We start from the raw sequence: 19,379 nt of genomic DNA on the forward strand, positions 1-19,379 counted from the left end.
TATTAAAACAGATACAAATATAATAATTACTTTTGAACAATGTTGCTAATTCTTGATAAAATCTGAGTAACTTGTGATAAACACACCGTGTACATGTCCTTTTATCGGTATGTTCGTGTGAAATGGATAGTAATAGACGAACTTATATACATCTTTCTCTTGTTGTGCGGGTGCTCCGCACATGTGGTGCGGAGGCTTAACACTATACGTGCGGAGGCTTAACACCACACAAGTTTATTGTAAGGATAAAGGTAACTTATCGTCGAGAAGTATGCAAAAGTTATCTAATTGGCATAAGTCTCTTTGTGATTAGGAAGACGTATGCGTTTGATAAATAGTATTTTATATAGTGTAGTTTCTTCTTTCTGTTTAATTAGGTTGTATTAAAAAAACGCACTTAATCACAAACGTAACTAAGTGCGGATATGGATTTGTTTTTCTTTTGATTATCTGTCAGTGATAATCAATATTACCTTAACTTCTTACTCATTCTTCCATCAGGAGTTACTCTCAGTTCGATAACGTATGTTGTGTCGGCATCAGGGATTCCGATAATGACATAATAGTAGAGTGCTTTGGCATCAGCATGCGTGAAATACATCTTACGCAGGATGCTACCAGAGAGGAAAGTCTTAGGGATAAGCGATTGGAACTCCTGTTTACGGAAGTCATGTGCAAAGACAGGAGTACCATGATTGTACAATCTCAGTGATGCAACATTATCAAGATAGATGTTGTCAACTTCTACTCCATTATCATTATAAGTCGATTTAACCACTTTGTCGGAGGTCGTTTGTACATGAACTTTACTTTGGAAATAACCTAAGTCTGTACGGATAACGGTATCTTGTGATTGCTCCAAAAAGGTGTTCATAGCGTAAACATGATAGTTAAAAGCAGAATAGAGCGCTTTATCATTACTCTTTATCAACTTTACTTCATCACCATTTTGGTTGGCAAATTTCAGTAGGTGAGCAGCCTGTTTTTCTATCTTATAGCCATGAATGTTTTGACCTTGCAGGTAGATTGTATCTTGATAAATCCAGAAGCGTACAGGCATACTTGCAGAGTCAGGGTAGAAGATGCTATCTCCCTTTACTAACATAGCAGGATCACTGTTCTCTCCATTGGTCCATAAGCCCTGCAACATCTCTTTTGCTTGCTTGTCCTCGTTTTGCCGTTGATAGTCAGCTCCACGATTGTGGCAAGCCGTTAAAAGAACCAGTAACGTCAATATGCAGACAAATAACTTCTGTTTCATCTTTACTGATACATAGTAGAACGCTCCGATTGTACGTTCGTAAATAAATTTGTTATGTCGGACGCATTATCACTGCGCCCGATATTGTAAATGATTTTGGTGTTTATTCAAATACTTTTGCGTCCTTCAAAGACAGTCCCTTGTTAAGGTCTTTGTCTGAAAGTATGACATCCTTTGCATCGATAGGCCACTTAACACCTACTGTCTCATCATTCCAACGAAGGCTTGCTTCAGTCTGTGGAGAGTAAACATTGTCCACCTTATAAGTAAAGATTGCCTCATCAGAAAGAACGAGGAAGCCATGTGCAAAGCCGCGTGGTACGAAGAACTGACGCTTATTCTCGTCAGACAGCTCAACCATAACATACTTTCCGAATGTAGGTGAGCTCTTGCGAAGGTCAACAGCCACATCAACTACCTTACCTTTGATTACACGCACCAGCTTAGCCTGTGCGGTATCACCCTCTTGATAATGTAGTCCACGCAGAACACCATAGCTTGATTTAGACTCGTTGTCCTGTATGAAATCAACATGATAACCAACGTTTTTGTCGAATTCAGCCTGTTTGAATGATTCAAAGAAATAACCTCTGTCGTCATTGAACACCTTAGGTTCAATAATCCAAACGCCATCAATTTCTGTCTTAATAAACTCCATTACTTTATTTTTAGTTCTTATTGCAAAGATAGTAAGTTTTATCGATTATCGGAAGGATTATTCCCTTTTTCATTATTCAAATAAGAATTTAACGTTGGGGACTTGCCACTTCCAAATAAAATACTTAATTTTGCAAGCGTGATAAAACTCGACCGACATATAGAGATACTTCTGTTGGAGAATGACTGTGTCATTGTCCCAGGCTTAGGTGGCTTTGTTGCCCATCATGTTTCAGCAAGATATGATGAGCAGGATGGCTTGTTTCTGCCACCTTATCGCACACTCGGCTTTAATGCACAGCTGCGAATGAACGACTCTTTGTTGGTACAATCTTATGTTGATGCCTATGAATTAAGCTATCCTGAGGCTTTAGCACAGATAGAAAAGGAGGTTGATGAGATTTATCAAGCATTAGATGAGGAAGGATTATTTGAACTGAATGACCTTGGAAGTCTATCAAGAAATAGTGAAGGTAATTTAGAGTTTGAACCTTTTGAAAGTGGTATTCTTACGCCATTATATTATGGTTTGAGTAGCTTTAACTTCACTAAGTTTGTTGCTGAGAAGCAGTCTGCACCTACAACGATTGAGGTTAAGACACAAAAGCAGGGTGTTGTCTTTGTTGATGACTCAGATACCGCGAATAAACGTCTTAGTATCAGTATGCGTGCAGTGCGCAATGTAGCTGCTGCAGCAGTCTTCCTTACTGCGGTCTTCCTTGTAGCTTTCCCTGGCTCTAACCGTCAAGGTGCAAATGATAAACAGCAAATAAAGAGCGGAGTTCTTTATAATATCTTCGACTCTGACGATACGTCAAATGCTTCTCAGCAACTAAATACATTAACGCCTACCAATCAAGTGTCAGGTGTTAAGCTGCAGCAGACAACTCCTACTATTACTTCTCATTATTGGGCAATTGTTATGGCAAGCCATGTAACAGAAAGTAATGCACGTGCTTTTGTACATAAATTGCAAAAGAGTGGACTTTCTGATGCGCGTGTCTATGAAGGAGCTGAAAGCATAAAGGTTCTTTATGGCTATTTCTCAAGTCAAAAGGAAGCTTATGAAAAGATGAAGTTTATCAATAAAACTACAGATTTTAAGGAAGCTTGGGTGATAGAAATTGGAAAGTAAGATAGGCTCACATACAATGAAAGGGTAGGGCAGATATATTTTTCTTTCACATAGAATCCAATACAATAAAGTTTAGAGAGAAGGCTTTTCATTGCTTATTTATGTTTAGCCTTGTATGTTTCTCCATGAGAGCCTCTTTATCCTCTTCTGAGGTGAGGGGCATTTTTATTAAAATTACTTTTATTATATATGAAGCGTGTAAGATGTCCGAAGTGTGATAACTTCATAACTTTTGATGAAACAAAATATAAGTCGGGACAACGTCTTGTTTTCCAGTGTCCTCAGTGTAGTAAGGAGTTTGGAATCCGTATAGGAGTTTCTAAACTTCGTAAGACACAAAAAGAGGAAAACGATACTCCTGCAGATGAAGAATCAGAGAACAAGTATGGCTCTCTTCACGTGATTGAAAACGTCTTTCATTTTCGCCAAGTAATTCCTCTACAGATGGGTGAAAATGTTATCGGACGTTATATGAAGGGAAATCCAATTAACTGTCCGATTGAGACGGTTGACCCAAGTGTTGACATGACGCACTGCTCTATTACTATTAGTAAGAATAAGTATGGTAAATTGCAATATGTGTTGCGTGATGGTCCTTCTTATACGGGTACGTTTGTAGACAATGTGATTCTTGGCGACCGTGAGCGTCGTGTTATTGAAGGTGGTACGCTCTTTACGATTGGTGCAACAAGTATTATTCTTCATACTCCAGATGAAGATTAAGTTGTGAAAATACTTTACAACGATTAGGGTAATTTACTCTTAAGAGCCTAAGGATGTACGTCTTTTTATCGACTTTGTAACTATCAGTATATCAGTTTGTTGTAAAGCTGTGTTGTTAAAGGTGCTTAATAAGGGTTCAAAAGGGCGTTAGTTAGACTCCAAAAGGGCATCTTTTAGAAGTCAATTGGTGCTTAATTCGAATGCAATTAAGCATCAATATAAATAGGACTTGTGAATTTTTATGACAAAACACTTAGTCATTCAGTGTTTACAAAACAATAGAGCCAACTTTTACAGATGCGTAAAAGTTGGCTCTATTATTTTAATTTGTTTTTTTATTTACCAGTCATGACACCTTCTATATATAGTCGGGTCATTTCTACTTTTCCATTTGTTCGTACGGTAATACTCTTCTTGAAGTGTCCAGGGAACTTACCAGTTCCGTTGTATGTCACGTCAATCGTACCTTTCTGACCTGGTGCAATCGGTCTCTTATCGTAGTTAGGAATAGTGCATCCACAACTTGCAACGATCTGATTAATTACCAATGGCGCCTTTCCAACATTTGTGAATGTGAATGTTGTTTTATGCACTGGGTTGTCGTCAGAGAAAGTACCGAAGTCGTAAGTTACCTTATCAAATTTAATTTCTGCCTGATTCTGTGCTACTGCAAATGTCAGTCCGAAAACTAACATCACTGTCATTAATAAGAACTTTTTCATGTCGTCTTTGTTTAATTGATATTTATTAAGTTCGATGCAAAAGTAATGAGAAAGTTTATAGTTTCATTATAATTTCACAATAATTAAGGAGATATTGTTATTTTAACGCCTTTCAGATAGCAGACTTAACAATAATTCCACAGAACTTTCTTTATATTTTTATAAGGTGTTTCCCATTTTTAATTTAAAGTTCGTATCTTTGCAGGAGATTATCAAAATCAAACAATTACGTTTGATTTCCCTTTTGGGGATAATTGCAGAAGCGAAATATAATAAACATATAATAAGATATGTATAGAACAAATACTTGTGGAGAGCTGCGCCTTTCGGATGCAGGCAAGGAAGTGACCCTCGCTGGATGGGTACAGCGCGCACGTAAAATGGGAGGTATGACTTTTGTCGACCTTCGTGACCGCTATGGTATTACCCAGTTAGTTTTCAATGAGGCCGATAATGCAGACCTTTGTGGCGAAGCTAACAAGTTAGGACGTGAATATTGCATTCAAGTTAAGGGTGTTGTTAATGAGCGTCAGAGTAAGAATAGCAAGATTCCTACAGGTGATATAGAGATTATTGCTAAGGAGTTGAAGGTGCTTAGTAGTTCAGAAACTCCTCCTTTCACAATTGAAGATAACACAGACGGTGGTGATGACCTCCGTATGAAATATCGCTATTTAGACCTTCGTCGTGAGGCAGTGCGCAAGAACATGGAATTACGTCACCGCATGACGATTCTTATTCGTAACTTCCTCGATGCAGCACAGTTTATGGAAGTTGAGACACCTATCCTCATTGGCTCAACACCAGAGGGTGCACGCGACTTCGTTGTACCATCACGTATGAACCCAGGTCAGTTCTATGCACTCCCACAGAGTCCACAGACATTGAAGCAGTTGTTGATGGTTGCGGGTTTTGATCGCTACTTCCAGATTGCTAAGTGTTTCCGTGATGAGGACTTACGTGCCGACCGTCAGCCAGAGTTTACACAGATAGACTGTGAGATGTCATTCGTTGATCAGGATGATGTTATCAATCTGTTTGAGGAGATGGCACGTCATCTTTTCCGTGAGATTCGCGGTGTAGAGCTTCCTAAGTTGGAGCAGATGAAGTGGCATGATGCTATGAAGCGTTATGGTTCTGATAAGCCAGACTTGCGTTTCGGCATGGAGTTCGTAGAGTTGATGGACGACTTGAAGGGTACAGGTTCATTCTCTGTATTTGATGAGGCTGCTTACATTGGAGGTATTGTTGTTCCTGGTTGTGCTGACTATAGCCGCAAGCAACTTAACGAATTGACCGACTTTGTGAAGCGTCCACAGGTAGGTGCTCAGGGGCTTGTATTCATTAAGTACAATGCAGATGGTACTATTAAGAGTTCTATTGATAAGTTCTATACAGAGGAGCAGTTGCTAAAAGTTAAGGAAACAACAGGTGCTAAGGATGGCGACCTTGTGTTGATTCTTTCTGGTAACAATGTTAGAAAGACACAAGTTCAGCTTTGTTCTCTGCGTCTTGAGATGGGCGATCGCTTAGGACTTCGCGATAAGAACGTATTTAAGTGTCTTTGGATTGTCGACTTCCCATTGTTCGAATGGAGTGATGAAGAGCAGCGTTTGATGGCTACTCACCATCCATTTACAATGCCTAATCCTGATGATATCAAGTTGTTGGATGAGCATCCAGAGCAGGTACGAGCAAAGGCATACGACTTTGTATGCAATGGTATCGAAGTTGGTGGTGGTTCACTTCGTATTCACGATACTCAGTTGCAGGAGAAGATGTTTGAGGTTCTCGGCTTTACACCAGAGAGTGCTAAGGCACAGTTTGGCTTCTTGATGAATGCTTTCAAGTATGGTGCACCACCTCATGCAGGTCTTGCTTTCGGTCTTGATCGCTTTGTTAGCATCATGGCAGGTCTCGATTCAATTCGTGATTGTATCGCATTCCCTAAGAATAATAGTGGACGTGATGTCATGTTGGATGCTCCTTCGTTTATTGATCAGAAGCAGTTGGACGAATTGGAAATCAAGTTAGATTTGAAGGCATAACACTCTTTTTGGTTGACTTAAGTCAATAAAATCTCTCTGAAGGAGTTAAAGCGTTCATTATCTGTTACTTTTCGTCGTAAGTATTTGACACATTGGAATATTTGATGTACTTTTGCAACAAATAAATAGCATTCACCAGAAGAAAGCTAACAACTCTTTTGTATGTTTGCATTATTTAAGTAGATTGATACATATAAATAATTATTCGATTGTTTGAACTATACTTTAATTGTGTAAAACTATGACAGAAAAGAAAGAAGTTAAGTCTGCTCCTAAAGCAGCAAAGAAGGCTCCTGCTAAGAAAGCTCCTGCTAAGAAGTCAGTTGTAGCTATTAATGCAGAGAATGTCGGTTTTAAGGCTGGCGATGTTTATAATGCTCTTGCTGCTGAAGCCAAGGCTTTGACAGTTGCTGAGATTGCTAAGGCTGCTAATATTAGCACTGAGGAGGTTTATCTTGGCATTGGTTGGCTCTTTAAGGAGGGCAAAGTTAAAGGTGAAAACGACAAAGTTGCTCTTGCATAATTAGAGTAATTATTATAACACAGGAGGGGGAGTCTGTATGATAAAGGTATAGGCTCCCTTTTTGTATGCAATACGATAAGGAAATATTACGAGTTCTTGCTGAAGCAGGAAACGAGGGACTTTCAGTTCAGAAAGTCTCCCGTCATGTTTTTAATGCTTGTAATTCGCTTTTCAATTCGCTTAATCAAGAAGACGTACACAAGTATGTACAGATGTATCTCTTGAAGAATAGCAAGTCTTGCAACTCTCTTATAGAAAAGAGTAGGAAAGGAGTTTATAGGCTAAATGAGAATAACCAGTTGTCTCAACAACTGATTCTTCAGTTTCATGATGAGGTAGAAACTCCTAAAGAAAAGCCTACTGAAGATAGAAGTCTGAATCTGTTTGATTTCTGATTTTATAGCTTTATTACCGCAGTAATCCTTGCTTAGCATCACTAAAAAAGAAAAAGCGACATTAATAATTGTCGTTATTCATTTTTATTTGTATATTTGCAATCATATTAATTTTTTGATAATAAGTTATGGCGCAAACTGATAATCATCTCGTCATTATGGCAGGTGGCGTAGGAGGTAGATTCTGGCCGATGAGTACTGCAGACCGTCCTAAGCAGTTTATTGATGTCTTAGGAGTAGGTAGATCACTCATCCAGTTGACCTATGATCGCTTTGCAGGTGTTGTTCCTTCTGACAATGTGTGGGTTGTCACGAACCAAAAGTATGTCTCTTTAGTTCATGAACAGCTCCCAGAGATACCTTTGAATCATATCTTGAGCGAGCCTTGCCGTCGTAATACAGCACCTTGTATTGCATACGTGAGTTGGCGTATCAAGAAAGAGAACCCAAAGGCTAATATCGTGGTGTCACCAAGTGATCATATTGTGACCAATGAAACTGAGTTCAAACGTGTTATTTCTAACTGTTTGAAGTTTACTGCAGAAACGGATGCTGTGGTTACTTTGGGTATGAAACCAACACGCCCAGAGACGGGTTATGGCTATATACAAGCTGACCTTTCAACAGCTTCAGCGCGTAATCGTGAGATTTATCGTGTTGATCAGTTCCGTGAGAAGCCAGATTTACCAACAGCAGAACAATATATCAAGCAGAATAACTTCTTCTGGAATGCAGGAATCTTCATCTGGAGTGCCTCTACTATTGTCAATGCTTTCCGTATTTATCAGCCAAGTATAGCAAGAATTTTCGAGCGTATCATGGATGTCTTAGATACAGCCGATGAACAACACGTAATTGATGAGGTTTATCCAGAGTGTGAGAATATCTCTGTCGATTATGCTATTATGGAAAAGGCTGAAGAGATATTTGTATGCCCTGCAGACTTTGGATGGAGTGATTTAGGAACTTGGGGATCGTTGCTTGCCCAGACACAGCATGATATTTACGGTAATGCTGTTATTGGTAAAGATGTTCATCTGTTTGATAGTAAGAACTGTATTGTTCATACAACGGAGGAGCGTAAGGTTGTTATCCAAGGTCTTGACGGCTATATTGTAGCTGAACAGGATGGTAAATTGCTTATTTGTCGCCTTTCTGAAGAGCAGCGTCTGAAGCAGTTTACAGGAGAAGGATAGGCTTATTCAATTTGAATTCGTAAATTAATAGCTTGCGTAGGTACTTGTTTTATAAACGAGACCTACGCATATCTCTTTTATAACAAGAGGGCTATGTGAGATGTACTAATAGCTTGTTTAACGATTAAGAAGGCTGTTGTCTGATTGAGTTAACCAACTTTTCGTTCTCTTTCTGAGGTTCGTTTGTACTGTGTTAGGTCCCCGCACCATTGGTGTTCACCCTCCGCACGCTTCGTGCGAAGCCTTCGCACAGTATGTGCCAAGGATAGGAAGGATGTTAATTGACCTTATCTTGTATAATAAGACTTTATTGATTAAGATAAAAGGAAGTCATTGTTAGACGGCTTAAAACCAAAAAATCATGGTTATGAAACTAAAACTCAAGCATATTTTATTCTTTGTTTTCTGTTTTCCATTTACGCTTTTTGCACAAGCTCAACAGCTTGTCAGACTCAATCCACAGCATTACTTTCAGCGTACAGTTCCTAAAGGAAACTATAGCGGGTTGACATGGCTGGGTGGTGATCGTTATGCAGTGGTTTCTGATAAGACGTCTGAAAGTGGCTTCTTTCGCTTTCGTATACAGTTAGATTCTGTTAGTGGAGATATTAAAGACGTTGTGAATGAGGGCTTCCAATCATCGGGCGAGTTGAATAAAGATGAAGAGGGCATAGCTTTCTTTCCTAAGGACAGCACGTTGTTTATATCCCGTGAAACAGATAATAGTATCTTAGAATATGGAATGAATGGTAAACTGACGGGTCGGAAGCTTACTATTCCCTCCGTTTTCAGTATGGCTATACCTGCTTATAGTTTTGAAGCACTAACTTACAATGCCTATACGCATCGTTTTTGGACGACTTCTGAAAGTACGTTGAAGATAGATGGAGAACAAGCTAATGCAAAGAATCAAGTGAAGAATAGACTTCGTTTTCAAAGTTTCGATGACTCTTTCGTTCCTCAAGAACAGTATGCTTATTTGATGGATGCTGCGGAGAGTCAGCCTTCTGTGTCTAATTATGCAATGGGTGTGCCAGCAATGGCAGCTTTAGATGATGGAGAATTACTCGTTTTAGAGCGTGAATTTGTGGTAACCTCAAGTAAAATTGGTTCGTTTGTAGAGAATAAGATTTATTGTGTTGACCCAGTGAAGTCTGTGACTATCAGTCAAGAAAAAGCACTTGATACAGATAGCCCGTATATGCAGAAGACTTTGATTGCAACGTGGAAAACCTCCTTAGGACTGCTTCGTCAGAATCTTGCTAACTATGAGGGTATGTGTCTTGGCCCCCGCCTTGCAGACGGAAGCCAAGTTATAGTACTTTGTGCTGACAGCCAAGACCAATATGGTGGTGTTCTTCGTGACTGGTTTCGTACGATTATTATTCGATGAATCCTATTCAGCTTTGTGCTGCTTTTATTTCATCTTCTTATGAAGTTTGCGCAAAGCCTTGTCACGAATCTGGCGTACACGTTCTCGTTTTAATCCCATATCCTCCGCAATCTCTGCCATCGTATAGTGTGCTCCAGTCAATCCATAGATATAAGTGATGACCCTTTTTTCACGTTCATTAAGTACATCTAATCCTTTTTGGATTTCATTGCTGAGGATTTCTTGGTTAAGATGTTCGTCAGCATGCTTGGCATTTTCATTCTCAAGGATATGCTGAAGTGTGAAGTTATTATTGCTACCTACTGGTACAGGCTGGTCAATAGAGATAGCATGTGAACGCTTCTGTTCAAATCTACTTGTCTCGTTCTTAGGCAGTTTATAGAGTGTTGCTTGCTCTTTGATAGCCTCTTCCATAGCTTTACGGATGTAAGGAGCCGCAAAGACAACAAAGCGTACACCTTTTGAACCATCAAACTTCTGTGCGGCATACATCATACCAATATTTCCCTCACTGATAAGGTCGTCTTCACCCAATCCTCGGTTATGGTATTGATGAGCCAATGAAACAACAAACTTCAAGTTAGCCTTGGTCAACTTCTCCAAAGCTCTTGCGTCACCAACCTTTATCTTCTCTGCTAACTCCTGCTCTTCTTTATCTGAAAGAAGTTGCTCGTTAGCTATATCTTCTATGTATTTCTCGTTTGAAGTCATAAAAAAGTGTTGTGGTAGAATATTATTATATAGGGTTATACCTGCTGTGAATGGTTCTTGTTGTTCTTCTTTTTCTTTACATACCACTTAACAAGGAAGTAAAAACAAACAACAATTACCAAGAAGATAAGACCAAACTTAATATACTCTCCATACTCTAAAATCTTCTCTTGGAGCTGATCTTCTGGTACAAAAGAGTGCATGTAATGTCCTAAAAGTGCAAGAATAGTGTGCCATGAGGCTGCACCTATAGTAGTATAAAGCAAGAACTTCCAGTAGCTCATCTTCGCCAATCCTGCTGGAATGGAGATAAGATGGCGAATACCTGGCAAGAGACGGCCAGTGATTGTAGCCACCATACCATGCTCATCGAAGTATCGTTCGCTCTTTTCAACTTTCTCTTGATTCAATAAACACAAGTGTCCCCACTTACTATTGGCAAACTTATAGATGATAGGGCGACCAAGATACCATCCTGCAAGATAGTTAATAGTTGCACCAACGTCTGCTCCTAAAGTGGAGAAAAGAATTACCAACCATATATCAAGGTTGCCTGCGGCAGCATGATAGGCAGCTGGGGCAACAACTAATTCTGATGGTACAGGGATAACCGTACTTTCAAGAAGCATCAAAATAAAGATGGTGCCATAGTTGAGATGTCCAAGCATGGATGTGATAAAACTCATAATGATATGTTATTAATTATAATTCTGTTTGTTATAAAATACGAATATTGGGGTAGTCTTGTGGGCTTGTTCCTTCTGGATAGAGGTCTGATAGTACCTCTATACTCTCCTCTGGATTCCTTTCAACGGCTTGTCGCAAGTATATATTGAACTCCTTTTTTAGCTTTAATTCATAACAACAGCGTGCGAGGTATGCGAAGCCGATGTCCCAGTCGTCATCCATTTCTGGTAATAACGTACTAAAGATGTTGTAAGCATATTCGACATATCCATTGTCAAAGGTTGAAATACCAATATGGATGAGTGTCAGACTCTTGCTCTGTGTTTCTGCTAAAGCCAAATGATAATATCGTTGCGCTTCTGAAGCATTGCCCTGCATGAGATGTATATGTCCGATAGTAACATCAACGACAGTTGTATCTTGATTATGGCAGAGCTTCTTATAACGCTCGTAGTACTTCAGAGATTCCTCATAATTCCCAAGTGTAAAGAGTCCGTTGGCCTTGTTGAGGATAGCTTCTTCATCATCAGGGTTGATAGCTATGGAGTATTCACTTGATGTGATTGAATCCTTTATGTCATTCCTTAAAAGCTGATTCTGGGCTAACTGGTTCCAGTAAGGACCAGAATAAGGATTGGTATCAAGTAACTCATTGAGAATGGATTCACTCTCTTTATACTTCCCACGGCTTTTGAGAAGACGCGCACGAAGTTCCTTATAATCGTTATCTTCTGTCTTTGTTGAGCGGCTCAACCATTTCTCTACATATTCATTTTCCTCATAATCGGAAAAGAGAGCAGCAACATCAAGGACATAATCTTCGCGGTCTTCTTGTGAGATAACCTCGTCATACTGGCTTTGAAGGAAGTCATCTGCTTCGCCTACCTTATTGTCAACAATCATGATTTCAGCCTTAAGATAGAGATAATCCAAGTCACTCTTGTCAACAATCATATCTGCTATCTCGTTAGCAATCTCAGGGTCTTCGTCGATGAATAATGCTAAACGTGCCTTGAAAGCAAGTGGAGTAGTGGCTGTTGGATACAAGCGGGTGGCATAATCGATAGCGTCTAAAGCCTTATGATCTTCACCAATATAGTGGTAATATTCAGCAACATCAGTCAGTTCCTCAGGGTCGAGGAACTCGCTGATGTTGTCTTTTTGCAGTTCTTCATATCTATGAAGGACTTGCTTGAATTTATCACTCTGATAGTATATATCCAAATCTTATTTTACTTTAGTTATGCTTTGGTCTTCTTTGCCCAAGTATCCTTCAAGCCAACAGTCTTATTAAACACGAGGTGGTCGGCTGTTGTATCTGGGTCAAGCATGAAGTAACCTGTGCGCTGGAACTGTAGGTAATCACCCGGTTTCTTCTCAGCGAGATACTGTTCAACGTAGCACTCAGTGTGTACAGTAAGGCTCTCTGGATTGAGAAGCTCACGGAAATCACGCTCGTCAGCAGCAGGATTCTCTACGTTGAACAAGCGGTCGTACTCACGTACCTCTGCCTTTAAGCAGTGGTCAGCACTTACCCAGTGGAGAGTACCCTTCACCTTACGGTCAGCACCCTGCATACCACTCTTGCTGTCAGCATCATATTCTGCTTGAATCTCAATGATATTGCCCTCAGCATCCTTAGTACAACCAGTACACTTAACGATGTAAGCGTTCTTCAATCTTACTTCCTTACCTGGAGACATACGGAAGAATTTCTTTGGAGCATCCTCCATAAAGTCAGCACGTTCAATCCAAAGATTCTTTGAGAAGGTGATAGTATGTGAACCATCTGCCTCATTCTCTGGATTGTTTATAGCCTCCATCTCCTCAGTCTTTCCTTCTGGATAGTTGGTTATAACAAGCTTTACAGGGTCGAGAACAGCGCTAACACGTGTCGCCTTCTTGTTCAAGTCATCACGTACAGCAGCCTCCAACAACGCTACATCATTGAGTGCATCGAACTTAGTATAGCCAATAGAATCAATGAAGTTACGGATAGACTCTGGAGAATAACCACGACGACGCATACCACAGAGTGTCGGCATTCGTGGATCATCCCATCCCTTGACGTGATGTTCATCAACCAATGTATGAAGTTTACGCTTTGACATTACTGTATAAGTAAGGTTCAAGCGGTTGAACTCAATCTGTCGTGGGCGGTTATCTGATAGGTTATCATCGGTGCCATCACTTTCTTTTAAGAAGTCAATAAACTTATCATAGAGAGGACGGTGAGGCACAAACTCAAGTGTACAGATAGAGTGGGTAACACCCTCAAAGTAGTCACTCTGTCCGTGTGCAAAGTCATACATTGGATAACAATGCCACTTTGTACCTGTGCGATGATGTGGAATCTGAATGATTCGATATATGATTGGATCACGGAAGTGCATGTTAGGATTAGCCATATCGAGCTTCGCGCGAAGCACCATACTTCCCTCAACAGCCTCTGGTGTGTTCATCTGCTCAAACAAAGCAAGGCTTTCCTCGATAGGACGATCACGGTATGGTGATGCAGTACCAGGCGTTGTTGGTGTACCTTTCTGTGTCGCAATCTGCTCAGAAGTCTGCTCATCAACATACGCCAAGCCCTTCTTAATCATCCAAACAGCAAAGTCCCATAACTTCTCAAAGTAATCACTTGCATAATAAATGTTACCCCATTTGAAGCCAAGCCAGCTAATATCATGAAGGATATTCTCTACATATTCGTTATTCTCCTTGCTTGGGTTTGTATCATCAAAACGAAGATTACAAATTCCCTTATAGTTTTCAGCTACACCAAAGTCCATGCAAATCGCTTTCGCATGACCAATATGAAGATAGCCATTTGGCTCTGGCGGGAAACGTGTCTGAATACGTCCTCCATTCTTACCCTTTGCGAGGTCTTCCTCTACCAGTTGTTCTACGAAGCTCAAGCTACGCTTCTCCTCATTGGTGTTGTTCTCTATCGTAGTCATATTTTCCTATTTATTATTATGCTGCAAAGTTACTCATTTTTTCTTGTTTATGATGCACTTTGTTCTAAATAATAATGTATATTCTTTTATGCAGTTTGAAATTATTCATGCAAAATGCTTTTCGAGTAATGTTTTATAATGTTTTGTATATTTTCAGTAACGAAATAAAACCAATTTTCTTTATCTTTTTAAAGTGTTTAATAAAAGTGAATGTGAACGGCTTTCAGAGATAGGTGTATGTCTGATAACAAATGTTTCATTATTAATAAAAAAGTTGCATAAAAGTTTGCACATATAAAAATAATGCCCTATCTTTGCAAACGTTATCCTGAATACAATCTTTTTACCTTAAAGAAACTAATACCTATTGAGATTGAATGCCCATCGCTGTGAAGCGTAGGGCATTTTTGTTTTTAGTAACTTTTTGGTTCTGTAATTTTGTTTACAGTATTTTGTAGATTCGTTTTAGGTTTCTTAAACAAAGTCTTATATTTTTCTTTATAGTTCTTTTAAGCGACTTTCTGATTTAAACTTAGGTGTTATTGTGACCATTCAAAGTACATTTTAACGCTTCGTACCAACCTTTTATTATTCGTTTTATTGGAGAATAGTATATGGTAATATTATACATTTAGTTTGAAACGAACTTTCCTTAAATCCACCTACCTAATTGTTTGTATTTTTTTCAATATTCTCTTATCATCTTGTAGTTTGTCATATAGATATTGTAACTTTGCATAAAACTTAATTAGAATGAAGAATATATTAAAAGAACTACAACGTAAGGACCACCCACGTGTGTTGGGAGCCTTAGATATATTTAAGTTTATTGGTCCCGGTTTGTTGGTGACCGTAGGCTTTATCGACCCAGGAAACTGGGCAAGTAACTTTGCTGCTGGTTCAGAGTATGGCTATGCTTTGTTATGGGTAGTAACCCTTTCGACAATTATGCTTATAGCTTTACAGCATAATGTTGCTCATCTTGGAATTGTGACAGGACTCTGTCTCAGTGAAGCAGCAGTTAAGTATGCACCTAAATGGATAGGTCGTCCTATCATCTTGAGTGCAATTCTTGCCAGTATCTCTACCTCTTTAGCAGAGATTCTTGGTGGTGCTATTGCACTACAAATGCTCTTTGGTATTAGTATTCCTACAGGCTCTGTCTTAACAACAGTGGCTGTATTGATAATGCTTTTTACGAATAGCTATAAGAAGATGGAACGTGCTATCATTGGCTTTGTGTCAATGATAGGTCTTTCGTTTGTTTATGAACTCTTTCTCGTTGATATTCATTGGCCTGCAGCTATTGAGGGAGCATTCGTTCCAACAGTCCCACAAGGTTCTCTCTTGATTATCATGAGTGTGTTGGGAGCGGTTGTGATGCCTCATAACCTTTTCCTTCACTCAGAGATTGTACAGAGTCGTGAGATTAATTTGGAGGGTGACAAGCGTATCCAGCACATGTTGAAATATGAGTTTGTTGATACCCTTTTTTCAATGATTGTAGGTTGGGCTATTAACTCTGCGATGATTCTCTTGGCAGCAAGTACATTCTTCTCTCATGGTCAGCACGTTGATGAACTGTCTCAGGCGCAAGCAATGTTACAACCGCTGTTAGGTAATAATGCAGCGAATATATTTGCTATTGCCTTACTTTTGGCGGGTATTTCAAGTACGATAACCAGTGGAATGGCTGCGGGTAGTATCTTCTCTGGACTTTTTGGTGAGTCATATAATGCAAAAGATACGCACTCTATTGCCGGAATTGTGCTTTCATTAGGTATTGCCCTTCTGATGATATTCTTTATTGGTGACCCATTTAAGGGATTGATTATCTCACAGATGTTCCTTTCTGTCCAACTTCCTTTCACCGTTTTCTTACAAGTTGGTCTGACATCTTCCAAGCGTGTGATGGGTAAGTATGCCAATAGTAAGTTGAATATGGTCTTCCTTTACTCGTTGGCAGGCATTGTCACCTTACTTAATATATGGCTTTTGATAGAGAGTATTTCATAGTGGTGATGCCTTGCAAGGTGGAATGTTGTAAAATAAATTCACATCTTAAAAATTAAAAGATGCTTAATTGCGTTCTAATTGGGCGTTAATTGAGGTCCAAAAGGGCGTTAGTTGGCATGCAACTAACGCCCTTTTGCAATGCAACTAATCCTTGAAAATAAAGAAAAATCGAAGTTTGTGCAAACTGACTGATAATGAACAGGATATGAAATAATTTGCATAAAACTGCTCTATTTGTAAAAGGCAGGAAAGTGCGGATTTAAGCAAAAGTTCAGTTACTAAATCATTACCAAGATTTGAGGTAGGTAACTAAAAGCAGAGGTAGATAACTGAAATTATTTTCTCTCGTGTGCCTGTTGCATTGGTCGGCAATTTTCTGCATAAGTAAAGAACGCTTTAATTCGGGTAACTTTGCCCATAAAAATTAAGGCGTATGAAAACAGAAAAGATGAAGGTGTTGCTCTACCTCAAAAAGAGCGGAAAGGATAAGCAGGGTAAAGCTCCCATTATGGGACGTATTACGCTTGGAAAGAGTATTGCGCAGTTCAGTTGCAAGCTGTCCTGCAATCCCGATTTGTGGAATCCCCGTGAACGTAGAATGGGCGGAAAGAGCCGTGAGGCGGTGGAAGTGAACGGCAGATTGGAAATCCTTCTGCTATCCGTCCAAACAGCCTATCAGTCTCTGCTATCCAAAGGTTGTCCATTTGATGCAACTGATATAAAAGAGGAATTTCAAGGAAGCGTTCAATCTAAGTGTATGCTTATTGAAAGACTGGATAGACTCATCAAAGAGAAAGAAAACCATATAGGCATTGACATAAAGGGAAAAAGCATATTTGGCTACCATTCCACTCGTACTCATTTACAGAACTTTATAAAAAGTAGGTATAAGGTTTCTGATTTGGCTTTCTCACAGCTTACTGAGCAGTTCATCTACGACTTCCAACAATACTTTATGGGGATTTGCGGGTTTCAGGAAAGTACGTTCTATAATGCTGCAACCCATTTGAAAACGGTGTGCAGATTGGCTTACCGTGAAGGATTAGCCGATATTTTGTTGTTTGACAAAGTCAAGGTAAGCAAAGGCGACAAGAAACTACCCAAAGCTCTTGACAGGTGTTCGCTTGACAAACTAATGAACATACAGTTTGGAGAGTTGGAGGAGGAAATGGAAACAGCAAGGGACTTGTTTGTCTTTGCCTGCCATACGGGTGCAGCTTATTGCGATTTGATGGAGTTAAACAGGTCGTATCTTGTCCGTGATAATGAGGGAAGTCTTTGGCTGAAGTTCAACAGGCAGAAGACAGGAGTACTTTGCCGTATCAAGTTGCTACCCGAAGCCATCAGGATAATAGAGAAATACAAGAGCGATGAAAGGGAAAGGCTGCTGCCACAGATGAAGTATGCCACCTATCAATCGTATCTTAAAGCATTGCGCCTAAGAGCAGGCATAGCCTTTCCCTTTACCACGCATACGGCAAGGCATACCTTTGCCACGCTCATTACCCTTGAACAAGGAGTACCGATAGAAACGGTGAGCAAGATGTTGGGGCATAGTAACGTGAGTATGACCGAACGGTATGCAAAGGTTACGCCACAAAAGCTGTTTGTGGAGTTTGAGCGTTTCCTTTCTTTCACGGAGGATATGCAGATGAGTATTTAGCAATAGGCATATTAAAACTAAAATCATTATGAGAAGTACATTCAAAACACTGTTTTATATCAATAGACAAAAGACTAAAGCAAACGGCCAGACCTCTATACTCTGCCGTATCACGATAGATGGCAAGAACTCTGTTATTACCACAAACGAAGAATGTAAGGCTGCGGAGTGGAACTCAAAACAAGGAATAACAACGGACAAGAAAACCAATCTTCGCCTGCAATCATTCAGGGAACTTGTAGAAAAGACCTATCAGGAACTGCTCCTAAAAGACGGAGTGGTAAGTGCTGAACTGCTTAAAAACAGATTGCAGGGCATTGCAACTTCTCCTACCACTTTGTTGGAGCTTAGCAATGCAGAATTACAATCGGTAAAGGAAGGTGTGGGCAAATCAAAGGCAGAAGGTACATACACTAACCTTTGCTATGCAAATAGAATGCTGTGCGAGTTTATAAAGGACTTAGGCGGTAAGGATATAGAAATCCGAAGCGTAACAGAGGAATTGTTTGAGGAATACCGCTTCTTTCTTAAAAAGAAAGGGTTGAGAGGTTCTTCTATCAACAACTATCTTTGTTGGCTGAGCCGTTTAATGTTCCGTGCGGTAAGTCAGCGCATCATTCGTTATAACCCATTTGAGCATGCAGAATATGAAAAGGTAGAAAAGGCAATTCGTTTTCTTAGTAAGAGGGATGTGAAAAAACTGATGGCTATGAAGATATGTGATAGTGATGCCGAGCTTGCCAGACGGATGTTCATCTTCTCCTGCTTCACAGGTTTAGCCATTACGGATATGGAACACTTGACGTTTGGGCATATCAAGAGTGCAGCGGACGGACAGATGTATATAAGAAAGGAGCGTCAGAAGACCAAGGTGGAGTTCATTGTGCCGTTACACCCCATTGCCAAGACGATTATCGAGCAGCAAAGGCAGCTACAAGCGGTGAAAGAAGAAGGCAATAACACGGATATGGATAATCGCTTTATTTTTCAACCTTATTGCAGCAGAAGTGTGTTAGCAGCGAAGTTAAGCATCGTAGGCAAGGCTTGTGGTATCAAACAACGTCTGTCCTATCACATGGGAAGACATACCTTCGGAACGATGTGTCTAAGTGCAGGTATTCCCATAGAGAGCATCGCCAAGATGATGGGACACGCATCAATTGTAAGTACGCAGATTTATGCGGAGGTAACCGACTGCAAGATTTCGGAGGATATGGATAGGCTCATCGCCAAGCATAAGTGTACTAATGAGATAATGGAAAAGGAACCATATAAAACAGTGGTGTAAG

General features: G+C 39.8%; 17 protein-coding genes. 10 read left to right on the forward strand and 7 right to left on the reverse strand.

Annotation, left to right across the window (positions count from 1 at the left end; genetic code table 11):
* Window positions 1-469 precede the first annotated feature (469 nt).
* Both HMPREF1505_RS01175 and rfbC read right to left on the reverse strand, forming a co-directional pair.
* Window positions 470-1,261, reverse strand: coding sequence for a DUF4738 domain-containing protein (locus HMPREF1505_RS01175; protein ID WP_036921327.1), 792 nt, complete (start codon window positions 1,259-1,261; stop codon window positions 470-472).
* A 103-nt stretch (window positions 1,262-1,364) separates the two neighbouring features.
* Window positions 1,365-1,919 (reverse strand): dTDP-4-dehydrorhamnose 3,5-epimerase, encoded by a 555-nt coding sequence (rfbC, locus tag HMPREF1505_RS01180; protein ID WP_036921329.1) that lies wholly within the window; start codon window positions 1,917-1,919, stop codon window positions 1,365-1,367.
* 102 nt (window positions 1,920-2,021) lie between these two features.
* On the opposite strand from rfbC, the gene HMPREF1505_RS01185 reads away from it, so the two are divergent.
* Together HMPREF1505_RS01185 and HMPREF1505_RS01190 are read left to right on the forward strand one after the other, a co-directional pair.
* Complete coding sequence (locus HMPREF1505_RS01185; RefSeq protein ID WP_004359945.1) at window positions 2,022-3,053, forward strand: SPOR domain-containing protein; 1,032 nt, start codon at window positions 2,022-2,024, stop codon at window positions 3,051-3,053.
* Between the two features lie 189 nt (window positions 3,054-3,242).
* A complete protein-coding gene (locus tag HMPREF1505_RS01190; RefSeq protein ID WP_036921332.1) occupies window positions 3,243-3,776 on the forward strand; it encodes an FHA domain-containing protein in 534 nt (177 codons plus the stop codon).
* Between the two features lie 335 nt (window positions 3,777-4,111).
* Here HMPREF1505_RS01190 and HMPREF1505_RS01195 read toward each other — a convergent pair whose 3' ends face one another.
* Window positions 4,112-4,498 (reverse strand): DUF1573 domain-containing protein, encoded by a 387-nt coding sequence (locus HMPREF1505_RS01195; protein WP_013265279.1) that lies wholly within the window; start codon window positions 4,496-4,498, stop codon window positions 4,112-4,114.
* Between the two features lie 290 nt (window positions 4,499-4,788).
* On the opposite strand from HMPREF1505_RS01195, the gene aspS reads away from it, so the two are divergent.
* The 5 genes from aspS to HMPREF1505_RS01220 all read left to right on the forward strand — a co-directional run bounded on the left by aspS (window position 4,789) and on the right by HMPREF1505_RS01220 (window position 10,053).
* Window positions 4,789-6,546 (forward strand): aspartate--tRNA ligase, encoded by a 1,758-nt coding sequence (gene aspS / locus HMPREF1505_RS01200; RefSeq protein ID WP_004359940.1) that lies wholly within the window; start codon window positions 4,789-4,791, stop codon window positions 6,544-6,546.
* A gap of 241 nt (window positions 6,547-6,787) precedes the next feature.
* Entirely contained in the window at window positions 6,788-7,069 is a 282-nt protein-coding gene (locus HMPREF1505_RS01205) for a winged helix-turn-helix domain-containing protein (protein WP_036865141.1), read from the forward strand.
* A gap of 65 nt (window positions 7,070-7,134) precedes the next feature.
* Window positions 7,135-7,464 (forward strand): hypothetical protein, encoded by a 330-nt coding sequence (locus tag HMPREF1505_RS01210; protein WP_004359936.1) that lies wholly within the window; start codon window positions 7,135-7,137, stop codon window positions 7,462-7,464.
* Between the two features lie 128 nt (window positions 7,465-7,592).
* Window positions 7,593-8,660, forward strand: a complete 1,068-nt coding sequence (locus tag HMPREF1505_RS01215) for a mannose-1-phosphate guanylyltransferase (protein WP_036921337.1) — start codon at window positions 7,593-7,595, stop codon at window positions 8,658-8,660.
* 361 nt (window positions 8,661-9,021) lie between these two features.
* Window positions 9,022-10,053, forward strand: a complete 1,032-nt coding sequence (locus HMPREF1505_RS01220; RefSeq protein WP_081722902.1) for an esterase-like activity of phytase family protein — start codon at window positions 9,022-9,024, stop codon at window positions 10,051-10,053.
* 24 nt (window positions 10,054-10,077) lie between these two features.
* Here HMPREF1505_RS01220 and HMPREF1505_RS01225 read toward each other — a convergent pair whose 3' ends face one another.
* Genes HMPREF1505_RS01225 through HMPREF1505_RS01240 form a run of 4 tightly spaced genes read right to left on the reverse strand, consistent with a single transcriptional unit; the run spans window position 10,078 to window position 14,411 of the window.
* A complete protein-coding gene (locus HMPREF1505_RS01225) occupies window positions 10,078-10,764 on the reverse strand; it encodes an RNA polymerase sigma factor RpoD/SigA (protein WP_036921340.1) in 687 nt (228 codons plus the stop codon).
* Window positions 10,765-10,799: 35 nt separating this feature from the next.
* Window positions 10,800-11,450, reverse strand: coding sequence for a DedA family protein (locus HMPREF1505_RS01230; protein ID WP_004359927.1), 651 nt, complete (start codon window positions 11,448-11,450; stop codon window positions 10,800-10,802).
* A gap of 31 nt (window positions 11,451-11,481) precedes the next feature.
* Window positions 11,482-12,675, reverse strand: a complete 1,194-nt coding sequence (locus tag HMPREF1505_RS01235) for a hypothetical protein (protein ID WP_036921343.1) — start codon at window positions 12,673-12,675, stop codon at window positions 11,482-11,484.
* A 17-nt stretch (window positions 12,676-12,692) separates the two neighbouring features.
* A complete protein-coding gene (locus HMPREF1505_RS01240) occupies window positions 12,693-14,411 on the reverse strand; it encodes a glutamine--tRNA ligase/YqeY domain fusion protein (RefSeq protein ID WP_036921345.1) in 1,719 nt (572 codons plus the stop codon).
* Between the two features lie 753 nt (window positions 14,412-15,164).
* Between HMPREF1505_RS01240 and HMPREF1505_RS01245 the strand changes: the two genes are divergently transcribed.
* The 3 genes from HMPREF1505_RS01245 (at window position 15,165) to HMPREF1505_RS01255 (ending at window position 19,378) form a co-directional block, all read left to right on the forward strand.
* A complete protein-coding gene (locus HMPREF1505_RS01245; protein WP_036921347.1) occupies window positions 15,165-16,427 on the forward strand; it encodes an Nramp family divalent metal transporter in 1,263 nt (420 codons plus the stop codon).
* Window positions 16,428-16,860: 433 nt separating this feature from the next.
* The gene (locus HMPREF1505_RS01250) at window positions 16,861-18,090 is read left to right on the forward strand and encodes a site-specific integrase (RefSeq protein WP_036921349.1); all 1,230 of its coding nucleotides are present in this window, start codon (window positions 16,861-16,863) and stop codon (window positions 18,088-18,090) included.
* Window positions 18,091-18,118: 28 nt separating this feature from the next.
* Complete coding sequence (locus HMPREF1505_RS01255; protein WP_036921350.1) at window positions 18,119-19,378, forward strand: site-specific integrase; 1,260 nt, start codon at window positions 18,119-18,121, stop codon at window positions 19,376-19,378.
* Window position 19,379: the final 1 nt, after the last annotated feature.

The sequence above is a fragment of the Prevotella sp. ICM33 genome (assembly GCF_000517825.1).
GTDB classification, from domain to species: domain Bacteria; phylum Bacteroidota; class Bacteroidia; order Bacteroidales; family Bacteroidaceae; genus Prevotella; species Prevotella melaninogenica.